Source organism: Exiguobacterium sp. UBA1053, from assembly GCF_002316465.1.
GTDB lineage: Bacteria > Bacillota > Bacilli > Exiguobacteriales > Exiguobacteriaceae > Exiguobacterium_A > Exiguobacterium_A abrahamii.
This window is the reverse complement of sequence record NZ_DCDO01000003.1, coordinates 493,876-515,960: the sequence shown is the minus strand read 5'-3', so window position 1 is coordinate 515,960 and position 22,085 is coordinate 493,876. Positions and strand designations below refer to the sequence as shown.

Annotated in this window: 23 protein-coding genes; 21 read left to right on the top strand and 2 right to left on the bottom strand. The window is 47.2% G+C overall.

The window, feature by feature from the left end; genetic code table 11:
- Positions 1-107: 107 nt before the first annotated feature.
- The 6 genes from B3G15_RS03610 to B3G15_RS03585 all read left to right on the top strand — a co-directional run bounded on the left by B3G15_RS03610 (position 108) and on the right by B3G15_RS03585 (position 8,478).
- Positions 108-1,463 (top strand): carbohydrate ABC transporter permease, encoded by a 1,356-nt coding sequence (locus B3G15_RS03610; RefSeq protein ID WP_195865600.1) that lies wholly within the window; start codon positions 108-110, stop codon positions 1,461-1,463.
- 1 nt (position 1,464) lies between these two features.
- Entirely contained in the window at positions 1,465-2,298 is an 834-nt protein-coding gene (locus B3G15_RS03605) for a sugar ABC transporter permease (RefSeq protein WP_023467409.1), read from the top strand.
- A 22-nt stretch (positions 2,299-2,320) separates the two neighbouring features.
- Positions 2,321-3,844 carry an alpha-amylase family glycosyl hydrolase gene (locus tag B3G15_RS03600; protein ID WP_195865601.1) on the top strand — a complete coding sequence of 508 codons (1,524 nt, stop codon included), beginning with the start codon at positions 2,321-2,323 and terminating at the stop codon, positions 3,842-3,844.
- Between the two features lie 34 nt (positions 3,845-3,878).
- Complete coding sequence (locus B3G15_RS03595; RefSeq protein ID WP_035398727.1) at positions 3,879-4,910, top strand: LacI family DNA-binding transcriptional regulator; 1,032 nt, start codon at positions 3,879-3,881, stop codon at positions 4,908-4,910.
- A 227-nt stretch (positions 4,911-5,137) separates the two neighbouring features.
- The gene (locus B3G15_RS03590; RefSeq protein WP_290715749.1) at positions 5,138-7,438 is read left to right on the top strand and encodes a glycoside hydrolase family 65 protein; all 2,301 of its coding nucleotides are present in this window, start codon (positions 5,138-5,140) and stop codon (positions 7,436-7,438) included.
- Between the two features lie 188 nt (positions 7,439-7,626).
- Positions 7,627-8,478 carry a YitT family protein gene (locus B3G15_RS03585; RefSeq protein WP_050677689.1) on the top strand — a complete coding sequence of 284 codons (852 nt, stop codon included), beginning with the start codon at positions 7,627-7,629 and terminating at the stop codon, positions 8,476-8,478.
- A gap of 50 nt (positions 8,479-8,528) precedes the next feature.
- Here B3G15_RS03585 and B3G15_RS03580 read toward each other — a convergent pair whose 3' ends face one another.
- Positions 8,529-9,338, bottom strand: coding sequence for a Cof-type HAD-IIB family hydrolase (locus tag B3G15_RS03580; RefSeq protein ID WP_290715744.1), 810 nt, complete (start codon positions 9,336-9,338; stop codon positions 8,529-8,531).
- A 198-nt stretch (positions 9,339-9,536) separates the two neighbouring features.
- Here B3G15_RS03580 and B3G15_RS03575 point away from each other — a divergent pair, with 198 nt between their 5' ends.
- From B3G15_RS03575 to B3G15_RS03505, 15 genes are all read left to right on the top strand, one after another.
- Positions 9,537-9,731 (top strand): YjzD family protein, encoded by a 195-nt coding sequence (locus tag B3G15_RS03575; RefSeq protein ID WP_023467415.1) that lies wholly within the window; start codon positions 9,537-9,539, stop codon positions 9,729-9,731.
- Between the two features lie 63 nt (positions 9,732-9,794).
- Positions 9,795-10,928, top strand: coding sequence for a beta-aspartyl-peptidase (gene iadA, locus B3G15_RS03570; RefSeq protein WP_290715740.1), 1,134 nt, complete (start codon positions 9,795-9,797; stop codon positions 10,926-10,928).
- A gap of 13 nt (positions 10,929-10,941) precedes the next feature.
- Entirely contained in the window at positions 10,942-11,430 is a 489-nt protein-coding gene (locus B3G15_RS03565; protein ID WP_050677692.1) for a thioredoxin family protein, read from the top strand.
- Positions 11,423-12,202, top strand: coding sequence for a phosphatidylserine decarboxylase (locus B3G15_RS03560; RefSeq protein ID WP_214860939.1), 780 nt, complete (start codon positions 11,423-11,425; stop codon positions 12,200-12,202). Before B3G15_RS03565 ends, B3G15_RS03560 begins: the two co-directional genes overlap by 8 nt.
- A 50-nt stretch (positions 12,203-12,252) precedes the next feature.
- Positions 12,253-13,602, top strand: coding sequence for an ArsB/NhaD family transporter (locus tag B3G15_RS03555; protein WP_290715733.1), 1,350 nt, complete (start codon positions 12,253-12,255; stop codon positions 13,600-13,602).
- A gap of 136 nt (positions 13,603-13,738) precedes the next feature.
- Complete coding sequence (locus B3G15_RS03550) at positions 13,739-14,323, top strand: YqeG family HAD IIIA-type phosphatase (RefSeq protein WP_290715730.1); 585 nt, start codon at positions 13,739-13,741, stop codon at positions 14,321-14,323.
- A gap of 143 nt (positions 14,324-14,466) precedes the next feature.
- On the top strand, positions 14,467-15,576 hold the full coding sequence (yqeH, locus tag B3G15_RS03545; protein WP_023467421.1) for a ribosome biogenesis GTPase YqeH: 1,110 nt from the start codon (positions 14,467-14,469) through the stop codon (positions 15,574-15,576).
- The gene (aroE, locus tag B3G15_RS03540) at positions 15,576-16,364 is read left to right on the top strand and encodes a shikimate dehydrogenase (protein ID WP_214857042.1); all 789 of its coding nucleotides are present in this window, start codon (positions 15,576-15,578) and stop codon (positions 16,362-16,364) included. Before yqeH ends, aroE begins: the two co-directional genes overlap by 1 nt.
- 2 nt (positions 16,365-16,366) lie before the next feature.
- Positions 16,367-16,660 (top strand): ribosome assembly RNA-binding protein YhbY, encoded by a 294-nt coding sequence (yhbY, locus tag B3G15_RS03535; protein WP_023467424.1) that lies wholly within the window; start codon positions 16,367-16,369, stop codon positions 16,658-16,660.
- Positions 16,657-17,226: a nicotinate-nucleotide adenylyltransferase gene (gene nadD / locus B3G15_RS03530; RefSeq protein ID WP_064300344.1), complete on the top strand. Its 570-nt coding sequence runs from the start codon at positions 16,657-16,659 to the stop codon at positions 17,224-17,226. Before yhbY ends, nadD begins: the two co-directional genes overlap by 4 nt.
- A complete protein-coding gene (gene yqeK / locus B3G15_RS03525; protein ID WP_290715723.1) occupies positions 17,216-17,791 on the top strand; it encodes a bis(5'-nucleosyl)-tetraphosphatase (symmetrical) YqeK in 576 nt (191 codons plus the stop codon). Before nadD ends, yqeK begins: the two co-directional genes overlap by 11 nt.
- Positions 17,788-18,135 carry a ribosome silencing factor gene (gene rsfS, locus B3G15_RS03520; protein WP_023467427.1) on the top strand — a complete coding sequence of 116 codons (348 nt, stop codon included), beginning with the start codon at positions 17,788-17,790 and terminating at the stop codon, positions 18,133-18,135. The genes yqeK and rsfS overlap by 4 nt, the downstream gene beginning before the upstream one ends.
- Positions 18,135-18,863 carry a class I SAM-dependent DNA methyltransferase gene (locus B3G15_RS03515; RefSeq protein ID WP_058704798.1) on the top strand — a complete coding sequence of 243 codons (729 nt, stop codon included), beginning with the start codon at positions 18,135-18,137 and terminating at the stop codon, positions 18,861-18,863. Before rsfS ends, B3G15_RS03515 begins: the two co-directional genes overlap by 1 nt.
- A gap of 228 nt (positions 18,864-19,091) precedes the next feature.
- The gene (locus B3G15_RS03510; protein ID WP_064300428.1) at positions 19,092-19,700 is read left to right on the top strand and encodes a helix-hairpin-helix domain-containing protein; all 609 of its coding nucleotides are present in this window, start codon (positions 19,092-19,094) and stop codon (positions 19,698-19,700) included.
- Complete coding sequence (locus B3G15_RS03505; RefSeq protein WP_290715715.1) at positions 19,700-21,862, top strand: DNA internalization-related competence protein ComEC/Rec2; 2,163 nt, start codon at positions 19,700-19,702, stop codon at positions 21,860-21,862. Before B3G15_RS03510 ends, B3G15_RS03505 begins: the two co-directional genes overlap by 1 nt.
- Positions 21,863-21,898: 36 nt before the next feature.
- Here the strand turns inward: B3G15_RS03505 and B3G15_RS03500 are convergent, their stop codons facing one another.
- Positions 21,899-22,060, bottom strand: a complete 162-nt coding sequence (locus B3G15_RS03500) for a YqzM family protein (protein WP_023467431.1) — start codon at positions 22,058-22,060, stop codon at positions 21,899-21,901.
- Positions 22,061-22,085 lie beyond the last annotated feature (25 nt).

Genomic DNA, 22,085 nt, shown 5'->3' with positions numbered 1-22,085 from the left:
ATCCATGAAAAAGAGATAAAGAGAGGGGGATCTTGGATTCCCCCTCATCTTTATGGTTGGAAGAGAAGCCTGAGGTCAGACATGACCTTTGGAAAGGAGAACGGACGATGGCTGCGATTGCAACACCACACCCGACGAATCCAACGCCTGAAAAAAAGACGAACCACCGCACGATTGCGGCGCTGATGTCGATCATTCCAGGAGTAGGACAACTATACAATAAACAATTCCTTAAAGGCGCGACATTTTTTGTCGTCGTACTATCATATTTTCTCGTCAACTTTGAACTGTTCTTCAAAGGAGCCGGAAATGGTCCTGGCGATCGCGGAGCGATCTGGGGCTTGATTACACTCGGTGAGGTACCAGGCGTAAGGGGGGATCACTCGATCTTTCTAATGGTCGAGGGCATCATTGCCTTGATTTTACTTGTCTTTGGTATCGCCATTTACGTCTGGAACTTTATCGATGCGTATCGAATCGGTAAGTTGCGCGACATGAACCTCGAAGTACCTTCCTTGAAGATGCAACTACGGAATTTCCGTGATAATGGATTCCCGTATGCGATGTTGATTCCTTCATTAGTACTTTTAGTGTTCACAGTCGTCTTACCGTTGATTTTTACTTTCTTGATTGCTTTTACAAACTATAAGTTCAACAACTCTCCTCCAGCGAAATTGGTCGACTGGATCGGGATTCAAAACTTCTTGAATATCTTCACGGTTGATATTTTCCGCGACACATTCGTCAGCGTTCTTGGTTGGACGCTTGTCTGGACCGTCGCTTCGACGACAGGTGTCATCGCGATCGGTATCGGACTGGCAGTCTTACTGAACCAAAAGGGACTCAAAGGAAAACGGTTCTTCCGTTCCATCTTGATCCTGTCATGGGCAGTACCAGCGTTCATCACGATTTTGATCTTCCGCTCGATGTTCAATGAGACATTCGGTGTCTTCAATACGACGTTACTACCAGCGATTGGTCTCGATAATGGTCTCGACTGGATGACGGATCCGACGTATACGAAGCTTGCATTGATCGGGATTCAGTGGTGGTTAGGTTTCCCATACATCATGACACTGACGACGGGGATCTTGCAGTCGATACCAGAAGATCTTTATGAGGCAGCAACAATTGATGGAGCGACAGCAGGAGAGAAATTCCGCTTAATCACGTTGCCGATGATTCTTTTCGCAACAGCACCGATCTTGATCACGCAGTATACGTTCAACTTCAATAACTTCAATATCATCTATCTCTTCAACAACGGTGGACCGGCAGTACCGGGTCAATCGGCTGGTGGAACGGATATCTTGATTTCGTGGATTTACAAATTGTCGCTTGGCGCGAACCCGCAGTATGGATTTGCAGCAGCGATCACGCTTGTGTTGTCGTTCTTCATCATGACGATTGCCGTTATTCAGTTCAAGCGTTCAAAATCATTCAAAGATGAGGATATGATCTAATATGAGAAAACAAAACCGAATCAACATGGCGTTGTCATATCTCATTTTGACGGTCGCCTCCATCATTATCGTCTATCCACTCCTTTGGGTCGTTGGTACTTCACTTAACCCAGGGAAAAGTATTACATCGGATATCTTCCCAAGTAATCCGACTTTGATTCACTACTTTGATTTATTTGATCCGTCAAAAACGGATTATGGCATGTGGTATTTAAACACAATCAAGATTGCCGTCATCACGATGGTCGTCTCCGTCGCGCTAATCACGTTAACAGGATACATTTTTTCACGCTATCGCTTCGTCGGTCGGAAAAATTCACTCATCTTGTTCCTCGTGTTGCAGATGGTACCGCAATTCGTTGCCATTATTGCGATTTATGTCTTGCTTAATATGTTAGAATTGTTTGATACGCATCTGGCGCTCATCCTACTCTACTCGGGTGGCGCGATCCCAATGAATACGTATCTTGCAAAAGGATATTTCGATACGATTCCAAAAGAACTCGATGAGGCGGCACGGATGGATGGTGCCGGTCACTTACGAATCTTCTGGCAAATCATCTTACCGCTCGCAAAACCGATGGTCGCCGTCATCGCGTTGTTCAACTTCATGGCACCATTCAACGACTTCATTTTAGCATCGCTCGTCCTGCGTTCTCCTGAGAAACAGACACTTGCGGTCGGGTTGTACAACATGGTGTCGGAGCAGTTCGACAATAACTTCACGTTATTTGCGGCAGGTGCCGTATTATCAGCAGTTCCAATCGTTCTTCTCTTCTTCGCATTCCAGCGCTTCTTCGTGTCTGGATTGACAGCAGGTGGAACAAAAGGATAATCATAAGGGGGAAATCAGCGGCATGAGACGAGGCATAATGCTTCTCCTCTTGCCGCTTCTCTTGTCTATCGGGCTTCAACCGATGACGGGTGAAGCAGCAGGTTGGGAAAAAGAACGAATGTATTTCATCATGGTGGATCGGTTCGAGAATGGCGATCCGAGTAATGATCGAGAGGCGGATCCTGAAAATCCAAAAGCGTTTCAAGGTGGCGATTTAGCAGGCGTGACGAAACGTCTCGATTACATCAAGGAAAAAGGCTTCACTTCGATTTGGTTAACGCCGATCTTTAAGAACCGTCCGAATGGTTATCATGGATACTGGACGGATGATTATTACGAGATTGATCCGCACTTCGGAACAAAGGAAGAGTTTAAACGTCTCGTCAAGGAAGCACATGAACGGGATATCAAGGTCGTCCTTGATCTTGTCGTCAATCATTTAGGGCCAAATCATCCAATGGTGAAAGAAAAACCGGAGTGGTTCCATAAAAATCAACCAATCATGAATTGGAATAACCCGTCGGAAGTCGAGAATAACTGGCTGTTCGATTTACCGGACTTCAATACGGAAAATCCGGAAGTCGTCGATTATTTAGTTGATGTCGCGAACTACTGGGTCGATGAAACGGGTATAGACGGATACCGGCTCGATACGGTTCGCCATGTGCCAGCGTCATTTTGGGAAACGTTTATCCCAGCAGTCAAAGAAAAGCATCCAGACTTATTCTTGTTGGCTGAAGTATTCGATGGAGATCCACGAAAAATCGCGTCCTATTCAAAATTAGGTTTTGATTCCGTGACGAACTTCCCGTTTTATTATGGAGTCAAGGATCAGTTTGCCCGCAAAAATGGTTCAGCGGAAGAGCTCGATTCAGTTTATAATCGAGATACTACGTTTAATCCGAATGCCAAGGGACTTGCAACCTTCATTGATAATCATGATGTCAAGCGCTTCATCACGGAAGCAAAGATTGGTGGAGCAGATGAAGAGGAGCGGCAGCTTCGATTAGCGCTGTTCGCACTCTATGCTGCACCAGGGATGCCGATCGTCTACCAAGGAACAGAGGTGGCGATGCCAGGTGGTGAGGATCCTGGAAACCGGATGATGATGACATTTGATCAAAATAAGAAGATGCAACAGTACGTAAAAACGTTGAACGAGATGCGTCAGGACTACCCAGCGTTTGCAACAGGGAAGCAACGCTTGATCGCAAAAACCGATCATATGGCAGTCTACTCACGGGAGACGAAACAACAACAAGTCGTTTACGCGATTAATCTTGGAGAAAAAAAGACGAGCTTACGCGTGTCTGCGAAAGAAATCGGTGATGATCAGCGTCTAAGAGGACTTTTATTCTCAGACTTGGTGCGTCAAGATGGTGACGCCTATGAGATCACGCTTGATGCAAATAGTGCGAACAGCTATGTCATCGAAAAGTCACAAGTCAACTGGTGGTCGATCATCGCAATTGGTGCGATTGCTCCGATTTTAGCGCTCATACTTCTTCTCGTTCACCGTAAACGCATGCAACGTCAAACAAAATAAAATACTTAACTAGGGGAAATGTGAGGTGAAGGGGATGCAGGTAACAATCAAGGATGTAGCACGGGAAGCGAATGTCGCACCCTCGACGGTATCACGCGTCATTGCGAATAGTTCACGCATCAGTCAAAAGACGAAGGAACGGGTGCGGCAGGCGATGGATGAGCTCGGATATTATCCGAACGTTCATGCACGCAGTCTAGCGAATCGAACGACACAGGCGATCGGTCTCGTCATGCCAAGTGCTGCAACGAAAACACTACAAAACCCGTTCTTTTCGGAGGTCATTCGAGGAATCAGTACAAAAGCGCATCAAAATGGATATTCGTTATATATGACGACAGGCGTCTCGGAAGAAGAAGTATATGAAGGTGTCGTCTCGATGGTTCAGGGCCGTCGGGTCGATGGTGTCGTCGTACTGTATTCCCGTACGGATGACAAAGTCGTTCAATTTCTGCAAGACTCAAAGTTTCCGTTCGTCGTCGTCGGAAAACCATTCAGTGATTCATCACATGTCACGTATGTCGATACGGATAATTATCTAGCCGGTCGCGAAGTGACGAAGTACTTGCATCAACTTGGGCATGAGTGTATCGCATTCGTAGGAGGCGCACAGGACTTAGCTGTGACGCAAGAGCGTGTCGGTGGCTACAAGACGGCTCTCATGGAAGAGGGAATTCCGATTCAAGAGTCCTACATCGTCAGTGCACCATTCATGACGACAGGAGGAGCCGAGGCAGTCAAGCGACTGATGTCACTTGAACATCCGCCAACGGCTGTCGTTGTTAGTGACGATATGATGGCACTTGGTGTCATGAGTACACTGAATGAGATGGGGATTGGTGTGCCGGATCAAATGGCCGTCGTCAGTTTTAATAACTTGTTCATCGCAGAATTCTCAAGCCCACCGTTGACTTCTGTTGAAATCAATATTTTTGGACTTGGTTTTGAAGCGACGAATTGTTTGATTGAACAAATCAATGAGGATGCGACACCTTATGGGAAACGCGTCATCGTTCCGCATTATCTCGTCGTTCGTCAGTCTTGTGGCGGAAAATCTGAAGCATGAAATGATAGTCTATTTTTAAGCCGATTGGTTTGAAAATAGACTTTTTTTGATTCAAATGGATATCGATTTCTAGTAAAAGGAAGCGGTTGCAGAAAAAGAAATTTATTTTCGTGCAAACGATTGCATTGATGCTTTTTATGTGTACAATAAAGAATGTATAGTATAGATGAAACGCTTACATGATCAGGGTGACCGACATGCGTAGCATAAAAAGGAGCGACTTGACGATGAAACGACTTTTTGAGGTCAATGAGTGGAAAATTACAGAGCTTGGTTTTCATCCAGAAGATAATCGATTGGCAGAATCGATGACATCGATCGGAAACGGTCATATGGGAATGCGCGGGACGTTTGAAGAAGAGTATACAGGGGACACGCATCAAGGCATGTATGTCGCAGGTGTTTACTATCCGGATAAGACACGTGTCGGCTGGTGGAAAAACGGTTATCCAGAGTACTTTGCGAAAGTACTCAATGCTGTCAATATCATGGGATTGAAAGTATCCGTCAACGGAAAAGCTGTTGATTTGAACACGTGGGAAGTCATCGACTTCAAACGCGAACTTGATATGCAACACGGTGTGTTGACACGGACGATGCTATTGAAGAATGGGGTAGAGGAAACGAAAGTCGAATCCAAGCGTTTCTTCTCGATCGTTGATAAAGAAATCGCTGCCTTGCAATATACGGTGACACCTGTCAATTTTGAAGCAGAAATCGTCATTGAATCGTATCTCGATGCAGATGTTGAAAATGAAGACTCGAACTATGACGAGAAGTTCTGGCTTCCTGTCGAACACGGAATTGAAGAACGGTTCGGTTATGTCACATCAAAAACGAAAAAGCTCGATTGGCATGTGACGGCAGCGATGATCACGGATGTCGAAGGCGCACGATGTGAGGTCGTCGATGGCAATACGCAGTACGTCGCGAATCGTTTCACGAAACAAGCCGCAGTAGGTGAGGGTGTCACAGTCGAAAAATTCGTCGCACTCGTAACGAATCGCGACCATGAAATCGATGCGCTATTGGAGCAAGCGATGAAACGGGTTCACGTCGCATTCGAATCAGGCTTTGATACATTGCTTGCGACACATGAAGCAGCTTGGTTGCACCACTGGAAAGAAGCGGACGTGAAAATTGAAGGAGATGTCGAGGCACAGCAAGGGATTCGTTTCAACATCTTCCATATGTTCCAGACCTACACAGGTGAAGATTCACGTCTGAATATCGGACCAAAAGGATTCACGGGCGAGAAGTATGGTGGTGCGACGTATTGGGATACAGAAGCGTATTGCTTAAACTTCTACCTTGCGACGTCGAAACCGGAAGTTGCTTGGAATTTACTCAAGTATCGTCACAATCAATTACCGCAAGCGAAAGAAAATGCAGATAAGAATGTCGGAATGAAGGGTGCACTTTATCCGATGGTAACGATGAACGGAGAAGAGTGCCACAACGAGTGGGAAATCACACATGAAGAAATTCACCGGAACGGTGCAATCGCGCATGCGATTTATAACTACACGAACTACACGGGAGACACGTCGTATCTCGGACAATACGGATTTGAAGTGTTAGTCGAGATTTCCCGATACTGGGCAAGCCGTGTCAATTACGTGCCGCACAAGGATGTCTATATGATTCTTGGCGTGACGGGACCGAATGAATATGAGAACAACGTCAACAATAACTGGTATACGAATCTGATTGCGGCATGGTGTCTCGAATATACGCAGACCGTCCACCGTCATTTGGCACAAGAAGAACCAGAACGTTTGCAAGAACTTATGCATCAATTAGCGTTGACGGATGAGGAGCTGGCAAAGTGGGCAGATATCGACTCGAAGATGTATTATCCAAAAGATGAGGCAGCCCCTGGAATCTTCATGCAACAGGATGGCTTCATGGATAAGGAACAAATCTTGGTCGCTGACCTCGATCCAAAACATCTTCCGCTAAACCAGAATTGGTCATGGGACCGGATCCTTCGCTCTGTCTTCATTAAACAAGCAGATGTCTTACAAGGTCTTTACTTCTTGACGGATCGCTTCAGTGTAGAAGAGAAAAAAGCGAACTTCGATTTCTATGAACCACGCACGGTTCATGAATCGTCATTATCACCATGTATCTACTCAATCATTGCGGCGGAAGTCGGCTATGAGGAAAAAGCGGTCGAACTGTACCAACGTTCAGCACGACTTGACCTCGATAACTACAACAATGATACGGAAGACGGATTACACATCACGTCGATGGTTGGATCATGGATGTCGATCGTCCACGGGTTCGCTGGATTACGGGTGGCAAACGATACGTTATCCTTTAAGCCGATGTTGCCAAAAGGCTGGACGAGCTATACATTCCGGATGCAATGGCGCGGTCATCATATCCATGTCCATGTACAGCCAAATGCCGTCGAAATCGCTCAAACAGAAGGCGAAGCATTCAGCTTAAACGTTCATGGAACAACTGTAGAAGTTCCGGCGGGAGGACAGATTACAGTTCCTGCTTCGATGACAGTATAAGAGATTAAACAGAACCGATTTTTTAGTCGGTTCTTTTTTTTGTGTGTAACAAGAATCAGGACACCTTTGTCACAAATGAAAACGCCATCATGAAAAAGAACATCAATCTTTGGAAATCTTGACTATCCGGCGACATTTGAATGTGCTAAAGTGTTTCAAGATAGTTATGAATGAGAGGAGAACGGCGTGTGACATCAGTAGTAAAGGAAAGTATGTTAAAAGTGATCGTGGCTTCGATTGGGGGATTCGTCATCGCCGTTGCCATGAACTGGTTTTTGATTCCGAGTGGTGTATATTCGACTGGATTTACAGGACTTGCCCAAATCTTGACGCAAGTCCTTCAAAATACAGCATTTGCGTTTGGTGAAAACGTCTGGTTCTTGGCGTTGAACATACCTCTGATTGTGCTCGCATGGATCATGTTAGGTCGGAGCTTTACAATCATCACCTTGATTTCAGTTTTGGCAACGACGATTTTCATTGGTCTTATTCCTCAATATGCTGTCATACCAGGTGATCAAACACTGAATGCAGTGTTTGGAGGGGTCTTGCTTGCGATTGGTACCGGTATCACGATTAAGTTCGGTGCTTCGACGGGTGGTTTCGATATCGTTGCCTTAATCTTCGCTCGTTTCTCCGATCGCAGTGTCGGCTTGTATCTGTTCGTCTTGAATTTCTTGATCGCATTATTGGCAGGAGCGTTGTTCGGTTGGTCGACTGCTTTGTATACGATCGTCTTCATCTACGTGACGTCTAAGGTCGTCGATGAGATTCATACGAGCAATCAGCGTCTAACGATTTTCATCGTCACGAATCATGCGGATGACATCACGACGGCTTTGCATCAGCACATCATTCGAGGCATCACGCAAATTCCTTCGATTGGTACGTATTCTCGAGCTGAAAAAGCGACGTTGATGATGGTCATCGAGCGTCATGAATTACGGGACATTGAACGGATTTGCCGGGAAGCGGACGAGACGGTCTTCATCAACGTCGTCGCGACAGACTCGGTTGTCGGATACTTCCGAAAAGGATAATGAAAAAGGCACTTGCTCTGCGATATGCAGCAAGTGCCTTTTATCTGTTTTCATGCGAGCCCGAGGACGTGTCTCAAGTAATACGCGATCCCGTCATCCTCATTTCGCTTCGTCGTGCCGTTTGCCAGATGCTTCAGCGCGGGGATGGCATTACCCATCGCGACACCATGTCCAGCATACTCGATCATCTCTAAATCGTTTTCCTCATCACCGAAAGCAATGATTTGTTTAGAGTTAATACCAAGGTGATCGGCGATATGGGCAAGACCGACCGCTTTGCTTGTACCTTTTCGCATCACTTCGACCATGAATTCAGGCTTCACCCATTGACGATTGAGTACCGTCTCGGCATGGATACCAGATAGTTCGGAGCGGATCTCATCGACGTGTTCTCCTTTGGCATGAATTAAAAGAGATGTTGGTTCATGCATAAGCACCTTTCGTAAATCTCCGGTCGTGACGGATAAGGCATGGTCGGTATAGAATTCGTAAATACCAACCGGATTATATTGAAAATAGACATGATCCGTGACTTCGCAGACGATGTTTTGTGTTTTCGTCTCAGCGACAGATTCTAAAATATGTTGAACAGTTTTTAATGGAATCGGATGATGCTGAACTTCAAAGTGGATGTCTTGTGGATGATGGACGAGACCACCGTTAAAGTTAACGATCGGTGTCGTTAAACCGAGCTGTTCGTAATATTTTCGAGCGTGACGAAATGGTCGTCCGGTTGCGATGACGACTTCGTGACCATTCGCACGCGCACGCTGGAGCGCAGCGATGTTCGCAGCGCTGATTGTCTTATCATCTTTTAAAAGGGTGCCGTCGAGATCGACAGCGATTAAGTGACGGGTCATGATGAAATCCTCCGCTTTCTTTTCGTTAATTCTACTGTAGCATATGAAGCGATTGTCCTTCGTATGAAACGATTAAGTTTTTCAAGGAAAAGAAAGCGCTTGAAAAAATTAGAGAAAAGCTGTTGCTTGGATTAAAAAATGGTATACTACAAATCGTAGGATAACTCTATAGTACGTTATGGAAACGGAGGGGAAATCATGCGTTTTCTCGTTACATTCTTTTGGTCATTCTTACTCGTGAACACGGCTGTGTTCATCGTATCGGCAGTTGATGCAGTAACGTATAGCTTCGGATTCGCGACAGCTATGTCTGTCGTCACTTCACTTGTCGTCTTCGCACTCGATGCCGTCAATGAAGATTTAGGTCTTGGTCAAGGGACTAAGGCAGAATAAGGAAAAGCGAGATGTCGTCACATGGGCGATAGGCTCGCTTTTTGTCTTAAGGAGGAATGATCGATGATCGTCATCGAACAGGTTCTGTGGCAACAGATGCCGCAAAATGTCTACATCGCAGGGAATCAGATCATCGGAATCGGTTCCTACACCATAGATGAAGCACTCATTACGCACCGGATTGATGGTCGCAACAAACGCCTAGTCCCCGGATTCATCGACGGACACTTACATCCGATCGGTGGAGGAGGAGAAGGCGGATTTGCCACGCGAACGGCTCCGTTGACTGTTCGTGACATATTCGAAGGCGGTGTCACGACGGTCGTTGGATTACTCGGAACGGATGGTTGGACACGAACAGGAATTGACCTACTGGCACACATACGGGGATATGCTGCATCTGGTATCCGTCCCTTTTTATTAAGCGGAAGTTATATGGTTCCGCCGGTCTTCCTGACGCAATCGACAGGACATGATATCGTCCTCATCAATGAAGTGATCGGCATCGGAGAGATTGCCATCAACGATCACCGATCGACACAACCGACGGCTCATGAACTCGCGCGATTAGCGTCAGAAGCCCGAATTGCTGGCATGGTCAAAGGAGTGTCGGGAACGATGAACGTCCATATCGGAGACGGGAAACAAGGGCTTGATCTGTTACATGAGGTGATTGATACGACGGACCTCCCTATCGGACAATTCCTTCCGACGCATATCAACCGGAGTGAACGGATTTTTGAGGCGGGACTCGCTTGGGCGAAACGGGGAGGTCGAATCGATTTTACGACGTGTACGACGGAAACTTTCATTGCGGAAGGCGAGATTCCAGCAGGACAGGCTGTTGCTCGTGCTTTAGCAGCGGGAATCCCACCCGAGCAGATCACGATGTCGAGCGACGCTGGCGCAAGTCTTCCGGCGTTTGATGATGCAGGTCGCTTAGTGCGGATTGATACAGGAAAGCCTACTTCTCTGATGCAAGCCGTTCGCGATGCAGTGGAGCATGGTGTTGCTTTTGATCAGGCAATCGCGACGATCACGCGACATGTCGCGGATGCATATGGTATACCGGGCGGGCGAATCGCGGTCGGAGAACGAGCGGATCTGTTACTGATTGATGACGCTTTGCAAATCGATACGATTCTTGCGAATGGTCATGCTATAATGATTCAGAAAAAATGGCTAATACCAGAATGACGGAGGGATAGACGTGTCAAAGAAGTCGAAACGTAAAAACACGAAAAAACCGCAATCCAAGGCGAATTGGATTACAGCGGGAGTCATCGCCTTGATCGTATTGGTGGGAGGATTACTTCTTGTCTTCACGGATCGAGAAGATTCTGCATCGAAGAACGGCAATTTAACGGCTACACAAGTCGCAGATAAAGTAAAATCCGGTGATGAATTCTATACGTATTTCTATCAAACGGGTTGTTCCCACTGTGAAAAAGTAAAACCATATCTCGTCCCGCTTGGTGAAAAACAAGACATTCCATTCGAACAGATCGATCTTGCTGTCGAACAGTCGGCTTGGGATACGTTTGGCATCGAGGGTACACCGACTGTCGTTCACTTTAAAGACGGTAAGGAAGTCGGACGCGTAGCAGGAGAGCAAACGGAAGACAGCTATAAAGAGTTCTTCGCTGGAAAAGACGTAAAGGACTCAAAAGAAGAATCATCTGGTGATCTCAATGATTAAAAAATGGTTTTACTCTCGTGTGTTCGAATTAAATGGACACCCGCTTGTTGCCAAACAACTAAAACGTTTTGCGATGAGCCGTATCAGTCGTCCGTTCATCCGTCCGTTCGTTCAGGCATACGATTTAAATATGGCAGAAGCGACTCGGAGCCTCGAGGAGTATTCGAGTTTACATGACGTCTTCGTTCGCCATGTCAAACCAGAAATGCGACCGATCGATCAAGCAGAAGGCGCATTCGTCAGTCCGTGTGACGGTGTGCTATCCGTCGTTGACGATTTGACGGCTGATAGCCGCTTTACTGTCAAAGGACAATCGTATACGGTATCTGAGTTACTCGGTTCCCATCATGAAGCACAACAATATGTCGGGGGACGTGTGATGATCTTTTACTTAAGTCCGCAAAACTACCATCGTGTTCATGTGCCGATGGATGGAACAGTCCGGACGAGCTATACGCTCGGTCGCGATTCAGCACCGGTAAATGAGATTGGTCTCACACATGCGCTTCGTCCATTGACGCGGAACTACCGTCGTGTGACGCGCATCGTCCAAGGGAAACATGCACTTGAACATGTCATGGTCGGTGCGTTAAATGTCAACTCGATCGTTCGGACGAACGAGTCGAAGGAGCTTCGTCGCGGGGATGAGTTCGGATACTTCTCATTCGGTTCGACGGTCGTCCTGATTTGTCCGAAGGACGCATTGACGTTAGACAGTCAAGCAATCGGACCAGTTTTAATGGGGCAACGCCTCGGACAATGGCATTCATGAAAGCGAGACGCCCGTTTTGGGCGTCTCCTTACGTTTAGGAGGAATGAATCATGCCGGCACTGGCATTAGCAGAAATCGGAAGTACACAGGTCCAAACGTATATCGCACTCATCATTTTTTTAGTGACCTATGGCTTCATCATCAGTGAAAAAGTAAGTCGGGCGATCGTCGCCTTGCTTGGAGCGCTCGCGATGGTCATCATCGGTATTGTGGATCTTGAAACCGCATTGTTTGAATATATTGAATGGGGAACGATCGTCTTATTGATTGGCATGATGATTCTCGTCACGATTGCCAACCAATCTGGATTGTTCGAATACATCGCAATCCGCGCTGCGAAGACGACGAAAGGTGATCCGATCAAGGTACTGATTCTACTGTCCGCATTGACGGCACTTGGATCTGCATTCCTTGATAACGTCACGACGGTTCTATTGATCGTTCCGATCACGTTTTCGATTACGAAGATACTTAAAATCGCGCCGTTTCCATTCTTGCTCGCAGAAGTCCTATTTGCGAATATCGGTGGGACGGCGACCTTGATTGGGGATCCACCGAATATCATGATTGGTGCCGCAAATCCACATTTGACGTTCAATGCCTTTTTAGTGAATCTTGCACCGATCATCCTCGTCATCACGGTCGTGACGATCGGCATCCTGTATTTCATCTTCCGGAAGCAGTTGCATGTCGAAGCGGAAGATCGACAAAAACTGATGGAAATCGATGAGAAGAGCTATATCGTTAGTCGAAAATTGGTCACGCGAAGTAGTATCGTTCTCGTCAGTACGATTGCGTTGTTCGTGTTACATCCGCTGCTTGACCGGATCGGACTCCATCTCGAAGCACCAGCGATCGCGATTCTTGGAGCGACGGTTCTGATGTTGCTGACGATTGAAAATGATCATCAGCTCGAAGGGATTTTTGCCCGCGTCGAATGGACAACGATCTTCTTCTTCGCCGGACTGTTCGTGCTCGTCGGCGGGATCCAAGAAGCGGGCATCATCCGCTACCTCGCTGAAAAGACGATTGATTTGACAGGTGGCGATATTCAGACGACAGCGACTGCTGTTCTTTGGTTGTCTGGTATCGCCAGTGCGACGATTGATAACATCCCGTTCGTCGCGACGATGATTCCACTCATCAATGATGTAGCTGCTGGAATTGGATTATCATCAGCAGATGCGAAAGTGGACGTGTTATGGTGGTCCCTCGCACTCGGTGCCTGTCTCGGTGGTAACGGGACATTGATCGGTGCATCGGCGAACGTCATCGTCGCGGGTCTCGCGACACGACAAGGTGAAAAATTTACCTATATGCGCTTTTTGATTTATGGAGCACCGATCACGATCGTAACGTTGATTCTATCGCAACTCTATCTGTGGATTCGATATTATTAAGAAAACGGAAGGTGGACCTTCCGTTTTCTTTTGTGCGTCGCTCTTACTACCTGATTGTGCTATAATCGAACGATAAGAGCATAACTGTTTCTTAAACTTAACTATAGAGCTAGACCATTATCTGGAGGTTTTATTCTTGTTCAAACGACTTTATCCGAAACATTTCGTGGCTTCGATCTACGATATCGACCTTGAAATGCTCAAACGAAACGGTGTCAAAGCGATTTTGACCGATCTTGATAATACGCTCGTCGCATGGAATATCGCAGATGCTCCAGACGAATTGGTTGCTTGGCTGGATATGGTGAATAATCAATATGGTTTCGACGTCATCATCGTATCGAACAATAACGGAGACCGCGTCAAGAAGTTCGCGGATCCACTCGGATTGCATTATATTGCGCCTGCTCGAAAACCGCTTCCTATCGGGTTTAAACGAGCATTGACGGAATTCGGTTATCATGCGAAGGAAGTTGTCTTCTTAGGAGACCAACTCTTTACGGATGTACTCGGTGCAAACTCCGTTGGAATCGAAGTCATCCACGTTCAACCTGTCGTTAAGACGGACGGTGTCGTCACGAAATTCAATCGCCTGATGGAACGTGTCATTTTCCACCGGATGAAACGCAAAGGAATCTATAAATTGACACAACGCGTCAAGGAAGATCCTTCTGCACTGGAGCATCCGATCGAAACACTTCGTCAGGATAAGCAACAATAACCCTGTCAGATCGGTAGATGAAAGGGAAGGCAGCAGTCGCAACATGTACGGCGAGAGGTCGGAAGTTACGCTCTTGGAGTAGCGAGCAGGGCGCTACGGTGAAAAGAGAAGGGATATCGTTCCCGCATGCGGCTCAACATAATATGATCGAAGAAATCCACTGCGCTGGCTGTGGTGTCGCCATTCAAACGGAAGACACAAAAGCACCAGGATACGCACCTAAATCTGCACTTGATCGTGAAATGGTCATTTGCCAACGTTGCTTTAAATTAAAGCACTACAATCAAATTCAAGATGTATCGTTATCGGACGATGATTTCGTTAAAATCTTAGACGGAATCGGTCAAAAAGATGCACTTGTCGTTAAAATCGTTGATATCTTCGATTTTAATGGAAGCTGGTTACCGGGATTACATCGGTTCGTCGGTAAAAACGACGTCTTACTCGTCGGGAACAAAGCCGATTTATTACCGAAGTCACTCAACCCGAACCGTCTCATGAACTGGATGCGTCAAGCATCGAAAGAACTTGGATTACGTCCAGTCGACGTTCATCTGATCAGTGCGAAAAAAGGGCACGGAGTCGATGAACTCGCTGAAAAAATCGATTATTATCGAAAAGGCCGCGACGTCTATGTCGTTGGTTGTACGAACGTCGGGAAATCGACGCTGATCAACCAAGTCATCAAACGCTTCGGTGAAGAAGATGAAGCCGTCATCACGGTCAGTCACTTCCCAGGAACGACACTAGACTTGATCGACATTCCACTCGACGATAACTGTAACCTGTATGATACACCGGGGATCATCAATCATCATCAGATGGCTCACTATGTTGATGCAAAGGACTTGAAGCTGATCACACCGAAAAAAGAGATCAAGCCACAAGTCTTCCAAATCCATCCGCAACAGACACTCTTCTTCGGAGGTCTTGCACGATTGGACTATATGGAAGGGAACAAGCGTTCATTCGTCATCTATATGTCGAATGAATTGAAAGTTCACCGGACGAAGCTTGAAAAGGCAGACGATTTATACGCGAACCATAACGGTGAGCTGTTGTCTCCGCCAAACGAAAAGACGCGTGAGATGCTACCGCCGCTTGTCCGTCATGAATTCAGCCTCCGCGACAACATGAAGACGGATATCGTCTTCAGTGGACTCGGGTGGGTTGCGGTTCACGGAAAAGGTGGACGTGTCGCTGCTTACGCCCCGAAAGGTGTCGCTGTATCCTTACGTGAGGCGCTCGTCTGATGCGCTTTGCCGTCATCGGTCATCCGATTGCCCATTCACTTTCACCTGAGCTGCATACAGCTTGGCTGGAAGCGGCTGGGCTTTTCGGCTGTTATGACCTCATCGATGTAACGGAGCAGCAATTGCCGCAAATCATTACGAAATTACGCACACATCAGCTAGACGGAATCAATGTGACGATTCCACATAAAACAGCAATCATTCCGTATCTGGATCGGCTAGAGCCGGCAGCTCAAAAAGCAGGCGCCGTGAATACGGTATATCGGCAGGATGGGCAGTTGATTGGTGCGAATACAGATGGAATCGGATTCGTCCGCGCGTTGACAGAACGTCGTCCGTCATTTCAAAAGACGCTCGTTCTTGGTGCGGGCGGTGCGGCGCGAGGCATCATTGCTGCGTTGCCCGGAGATGTGACGATCACGAATCGTACAGAAGAACGCTCTAAGGCAGTTGCCGATGAATTCGGAGCAACCGTTCTACCATGGCAAAAAACATTTGATTTAACGAGTTACGACGTCATCATCAATACGACTTCTGTCGGGATGGCGCCACATATCGAGGCACGTCCGATCGAATTGACGGAGACGCACGCCTTGATTTGTGATATTATTTATCGACCGACGCCGACCCGTCTATTGCGTGAAGCGACCGAAAAAGGTCTCGACACACTTGACGGCGTCCCGATGTTCGTCTTACAAGCGGCTGAAGCATTTGAACGCTTCACCGGACAAGCACCTGACCTTGCACTTGGCGAGCAGGTGATACGAAAGCAATTGGAGGAATTTTAATCATGTTAACAGGTAAACAAAAACGTTTTTTACGCGCGACAGCTCACGACTTAAACCCGATTTTCCAAGTCGGTAAAAATGGAGTCGGAGAAGCGATGTGTGCTGATTTGATGGATGCGCTCGAAAAACGGGAACTCTTGAAAGTACAAGTATTGCAAAATTGTGCGGACGCACCGAAGGATGTCGCACAAGAACTCGTCGCAGGAACGAATGCTGAACTCGTTCAAGTCATCGGAAAAGTCATCGTTCTCTATAAAGAATCAAAAGAGAACAAGACGCTCGAATTGCCACGATGAAAATCGGACTGATGGGCGGAACGTTCGATCCTCCGCATATCGGTCATCTCCTGATTGCCGAACAAGCGCAGGAACAACTCGAACTTGATGCGGTCTGGTTCGTACCAGCGAATGTGCCACCGCATAAACAACGTACAGTCACAGACGCAACCAAGCGTTTACGCCTTGTAGAAGAAGCAATTGCATTGAATCCTGCTTTTTCCGTCTCAGCAATCGAGTTTGAGCGCGAAGAGCCTTCCTATACGTATGATACGATTCGTGCACTCAAGCACCGGTACCCGGAGCATGAGTTTCTATTTCTCATTGGAGCAGATTCACTCGTGAGTCTCGATACGTGGTATCAAGCCGAACAGTTATACGAGGAAGTGGTCTTTGGTGCCGTCGCTCGACCGGGCAGTCGGTATCTGATTCCGCGTGGTGCCCGTGTGAAAGCGGTCGATATGCCATTGCTAGAAATTTCTTCGACGGATATCCGGCAACGGGTCGCGCGTGGACGGAGCATTCGCTACCTTGTACCGGAAGCCGTTCGACAACGGATTGAGGAGTGGAATCTATATGCGCCTTGAAGAAGCACGTCAAATCATTGAGCGTACGTTGCCTGAGCGACGCTATGTGCACACATTAGGTGTCGTTGAGACAGCACGACACTTGGCTCTTAAATATGGTGTTGACGAAGAAGAAGCAACACTTGCTGCTATGCTTCATGATTATGCGAAATACCGCGATACGAATGAGATGCGTTCGATTGCCGTTGAATTGAATCAACGGGTTTTACTCGATTATGATGACGAACTGCTTCATGCGCCAGTAGGTGCGGAGCTTGTCCGTCGAGAACTTGGTCTTGATTCAGACTTGATTTATCAAGCGATCGCAAATCACACGACGGGGGCACCCGGTATGCCGTTGCTCGATCAAATCATCTTCGTCGCGGATGCGATTGAACCAAATCGCAGTTATCCAGGTGTCGAAGCGCTTCGTGAAGTAGCGGAGCAGGATTTGACGGACGCCGTCATCGCAACACTCAGTCAGACGATTCATTTTTTATGTAAAAAACAAGCCATCATCTTTCCGCGAACGATTGAGACCTATAATGCCTTCGTCGCGGCCAAACGAAAGGGGACCGTCCTATGACAGTCGAACAAGAATTACAATTAATCGTAAATGCCATCGACGATAAACGCGCTGAAGATATCGTCGTCCTGAATATGTCGAGCATCTCACCAGTTGCCGACTACTTCGTCATCTGTGAAGGGAATTCAGAAAAACAAGTACAGGCAATCGCACGTGAACTCAAAGAAGTCGCGCACGAACATAACCTGCCGATCAAACGTCTCGAAGGATTCGATGCGGCACGTTGGGTGTTAGCGGATCTTGAAAACGTCGTCGTTCACGTCTTCCACCGTGACGATCGTGATTACTATAATCTCGAAAAACTCTGGGCAGATGCTCCAAAGGTTGAAGTCGAGGTCAACTAATGGCATACGAACAGTTCGCCTACATCTATGATGAATTGATGCAAGACGTCCCGTACGATCAATGGGTCGACTGGGTCAAAGCATACGTTCCGACTGGCAGTACGATTGCTGATATCGGATGTGGAACGGGTACGGCGACGCTTGCATTAGCGGCACACTATGAGATGCTCGGAATCGATTTATCGGAAGAGATGCTCGAAGTCGCGCAGGAAAAAGCGATGGAAGAGGGATTACGCATTCAATTCTGGGCGCAAGACATGCGCGAAATCGAATTGCCGACACCTGTCGATGCCGTGACGATCCTATGCGACTCCTTGAACTATCTCCGGACGGAAGAGGATGTCAAACAGACGTTTACACATGTAGCAGCAATCCTCAAAGAGGGTGGACGTCTCTTATTTGATACACACTCTCCATACAAGATGGAAACGTTGTTCAATGGAAAGACATATGCGACACATGCGGAGCAAAGTTCGTATATCTGGTTCGCGGATCCTGGTGAAGCACCGCTTTCTGTCGTCCATGAACTGACTTTCTTCATCGAGGAAGAGGACGGTCGCTATGAGCGTGTCGATGAAACGCATCATCAGCGGACGTATCCTCCAGCACAGTACGTGACATGGTTACGCGACGCCGGATTCCGGGTCCTCGCGGTCACAGGCGATTTTGGACCGGATGCTCCTTCTGAGACAGCCGAGCGGATTTTCTTCGTTGCTGAAAAAATGTAAAAGTGATCTCATCCGTCTTCTTTAAGTGATACACATTCGTGTTGCTTAAAGGAGACGGATTTTTTGTTCGTCAAACAGATGCTAATTCAAAGTAACGGTATGGATGGTATGACCTTTATCCGACATAACGCACCGTATCATGTTGTAAAAGAGTGGTTAGTGTGTATTCCTTCGTTTCCTGAAGTCCGTAGCGACCTGTTAGAGTCGTGGAAAAAGGAGGGATTCGTCTTGACCGTTCCACGTTTGCAACAAATCGCAGGTCTCGTCGTCGTCCTGCTACTCATCATTTTATTGTTCGTACCATTACCCTCTTGTTCGAATGAAGCGATGGTCGATCAACCGTCCTTAACAGATAAACAACAAGAGGCAAAAGCAGAGCCAGCAGAAAAGGAGACTTCGATTCGTGACAAACTCATCATGGTCGACATAAAAGGGGCGGTAGAAGCACCTGGACCCTATCAATTCCACCTCGGTGATCGAGTGAAGGATGCAATCGAAAAAGCAAAGACGACTGAGAAAGCTGACATTCGACAAATGAATCTCGCGGCACGTCTCATTGATGGACAGGAAGTCATCGTGCCGGTAAAAAAGACGAAAGATCAGCCGAAACCAACGAAACGCTCAAAAGCAGAGATACCAAAAGGACTGATTGACCTCAATGCGGCAACGGCGGAACAGTTGATGGAGGTTCCGGGAATCGGTCCTGCCAAAGCAGAAGCGATCTTGGCCTACCGTGAGGAGAAGGGGGGATTTGCGACGTATGAATCACTCGGAGATGTGAAGGGCTTTGGGGAAAAGACGTTAGAATCGCTTAAATCCTACCTGATCGTCTACTGATGCCACTTCATACGCTGTTCGTTCTCTTACTCATTGTCGCCATTAAAGAATCGATCTGGTGGTTAGTGTTCCTGATGCTCTTTGCAATCATGAAGTCATGGTCTTTTTCAATCGGTCGTCTTTTCTTTTTGTTCATTCTGAGTTTTCTATTCATCGGAATGGGTCATCTGTCACCTGAACCGCACGACGTCTCGTCTGTTGACATCTTATCAGGTAAGCGTAATGGGGATCGAATTCGCTATGATGCGGAGAGCAACGGTCAATCGATTCTATTGACGGCAACGATTGCAGAAGATGAGACAGGATACGAACGAATCGGTTACTCCTGTCACGTCGATACGGAACCGCTCGATGTCCGTCAACAATCGAATGCGGGAGGTTTTGACGAACTGCAATTCATGCATACGAATCGTTACGCTGGAAAGTGGGAAGTACGTTCGTTTGATTCCTGTCATCCGACACTTGGATATGCGGCAGAAGGAAGACGGGTACGTGAAGGATGGTTGAAACGGATAGAAGACTTGTTACCACAAAAGCAAGCATTTTACGTCGAAGCACTTGTATTTGGTGAGGATCGATTAATGGATCAAGTGACGATCGAACGGTTTAAGAAATTCGGCTTATTACATGCGATCGTCATCTCAGGATCACATATCGCTTTTTTAGTGTTTAGTCTGCTGTACGTCTTACGAAAAATCAGGATGACAAAAGAAAAACGACTTGATATCGTTCTGATCTTACTGCCGATTTACGGATGGTTGACGGAGTGGAGTCCTCCAGTCACTCGGGCTGTGCTCGTCGCGATGATTCTGCTGCTCGGTCGTCGTTTCCACAAACCGTTAGATCCGGTGGAGGTCATTGCGGGGGTCGCGGCTTTTCAATTAGCGATTCAACCAACTGTCATTTACGATATCGGATTTCAATTGACGGTCGGACTGACGCTGTTTCTTGTGCTGTCGAGACGACTCATGGGTTCGGTTCGTCGTCCTTGGAACTGGCTGCTTATCAGTGCTTGGGCACAGTTTGGAACCCTCCTCTTTTTACAGGGGATTGAACAGACGACGGTTTCAATTTGGTCGCCATTGTTGAATCTATTGATTGGTAGCTGGATTGAGTGGGTGATTCTGCCGGGATCGTTCATTCTGGCGACACTCCCGTTCTTACCGATTCGTTCAACGTTTCAGATCGCGCATCAGTACGCGATTCAATGGATGGACCAAGCGTTACGACTGGCGGAGAATCTGCCGTTGGCGATGGTTGCCGTTCCAGCATTTTCTCCGATCGTCTTGACAATCGTCGTTGTCGGAACAGGAATCGCTTGGTATATTGCTGAGCGGAGATGGTGGGGGCATGCACTCCCGCTGATTCTTTTACTTACGGCATGGGGGTATACGGAGTGGCGCGTACCTGAACAAATCACGTTTTTAGATGTCGGGCAAGGGGATAGTATCGTACTTGAGAAAGCAGGAGAGACGTTCGTCGTAGACACAGGTGGTGTTTATCAGCAAACAACGCATCCACTGCTCCGTCCGTTCGATCCAGGTAGTCATATCGTCGCGCCCTTTTTATTCACACGAGGAGAAGCAGAAATCGACGGTCTCATCGTGACGCACGCTGATCATGATCACGTCGGTGGACTGCTAGGATTACTGCGTCAAGTTCGCGTGAAAACCATTTATTTAGGGGCGTATGACAACACGGATGAGAAGCGAAACGATTTGATTCGTTCGATCGAAGCAACTGGGACGCGTGTCGAGTTCGTTCAAAAGGGGCAAACGATTCGTCCTTGGTTGCAGGTACTTGCACCGACTGGACGAGAAGAAGAAGAGAACGATCGGTCTATTATATTACTTGCACAGATTGCCAAACAACGTGTTTTACTGACGGGTGACGCTGGCCTAGCAATCGAGGACGAATTAAGCGTTGGACCAATCGATATTCTAAAAGCAGGTCATCATGGTTCGAACACGTCGACCGGTGAAGAACTCTTGCAGAAGACAAATCCGAAGATTGTCATCTTATCAGTCGGACGAAAAAATCGATACGGGCATCCGCATCCGGACGTGCTTGAGCGGATCGGGACAGATCGGATCGTCTTTCGAACGGATGAGGACGGGAGTGTAACTTGTTCTTCAGCGGGCTGTGAACCTATGATAAAATAAAAAAACAGCAACCCCCCAAGGTTGCTGTTTTACTGATTATAGACTTAAGAACTTAATTGCGACACCGATGATGAACAAGACTGCGAAGAAGCCGAATGATGCACCAAAACCAACGGCAGAGTCGAGCGCATCGTTGCGTTTTGATTGAATATCGTTCTCGAACGCGTTTTCACTTGGTGGGCGTACTGAATGTGCCATGCTGCATTCCCCCTTAATAGATTCC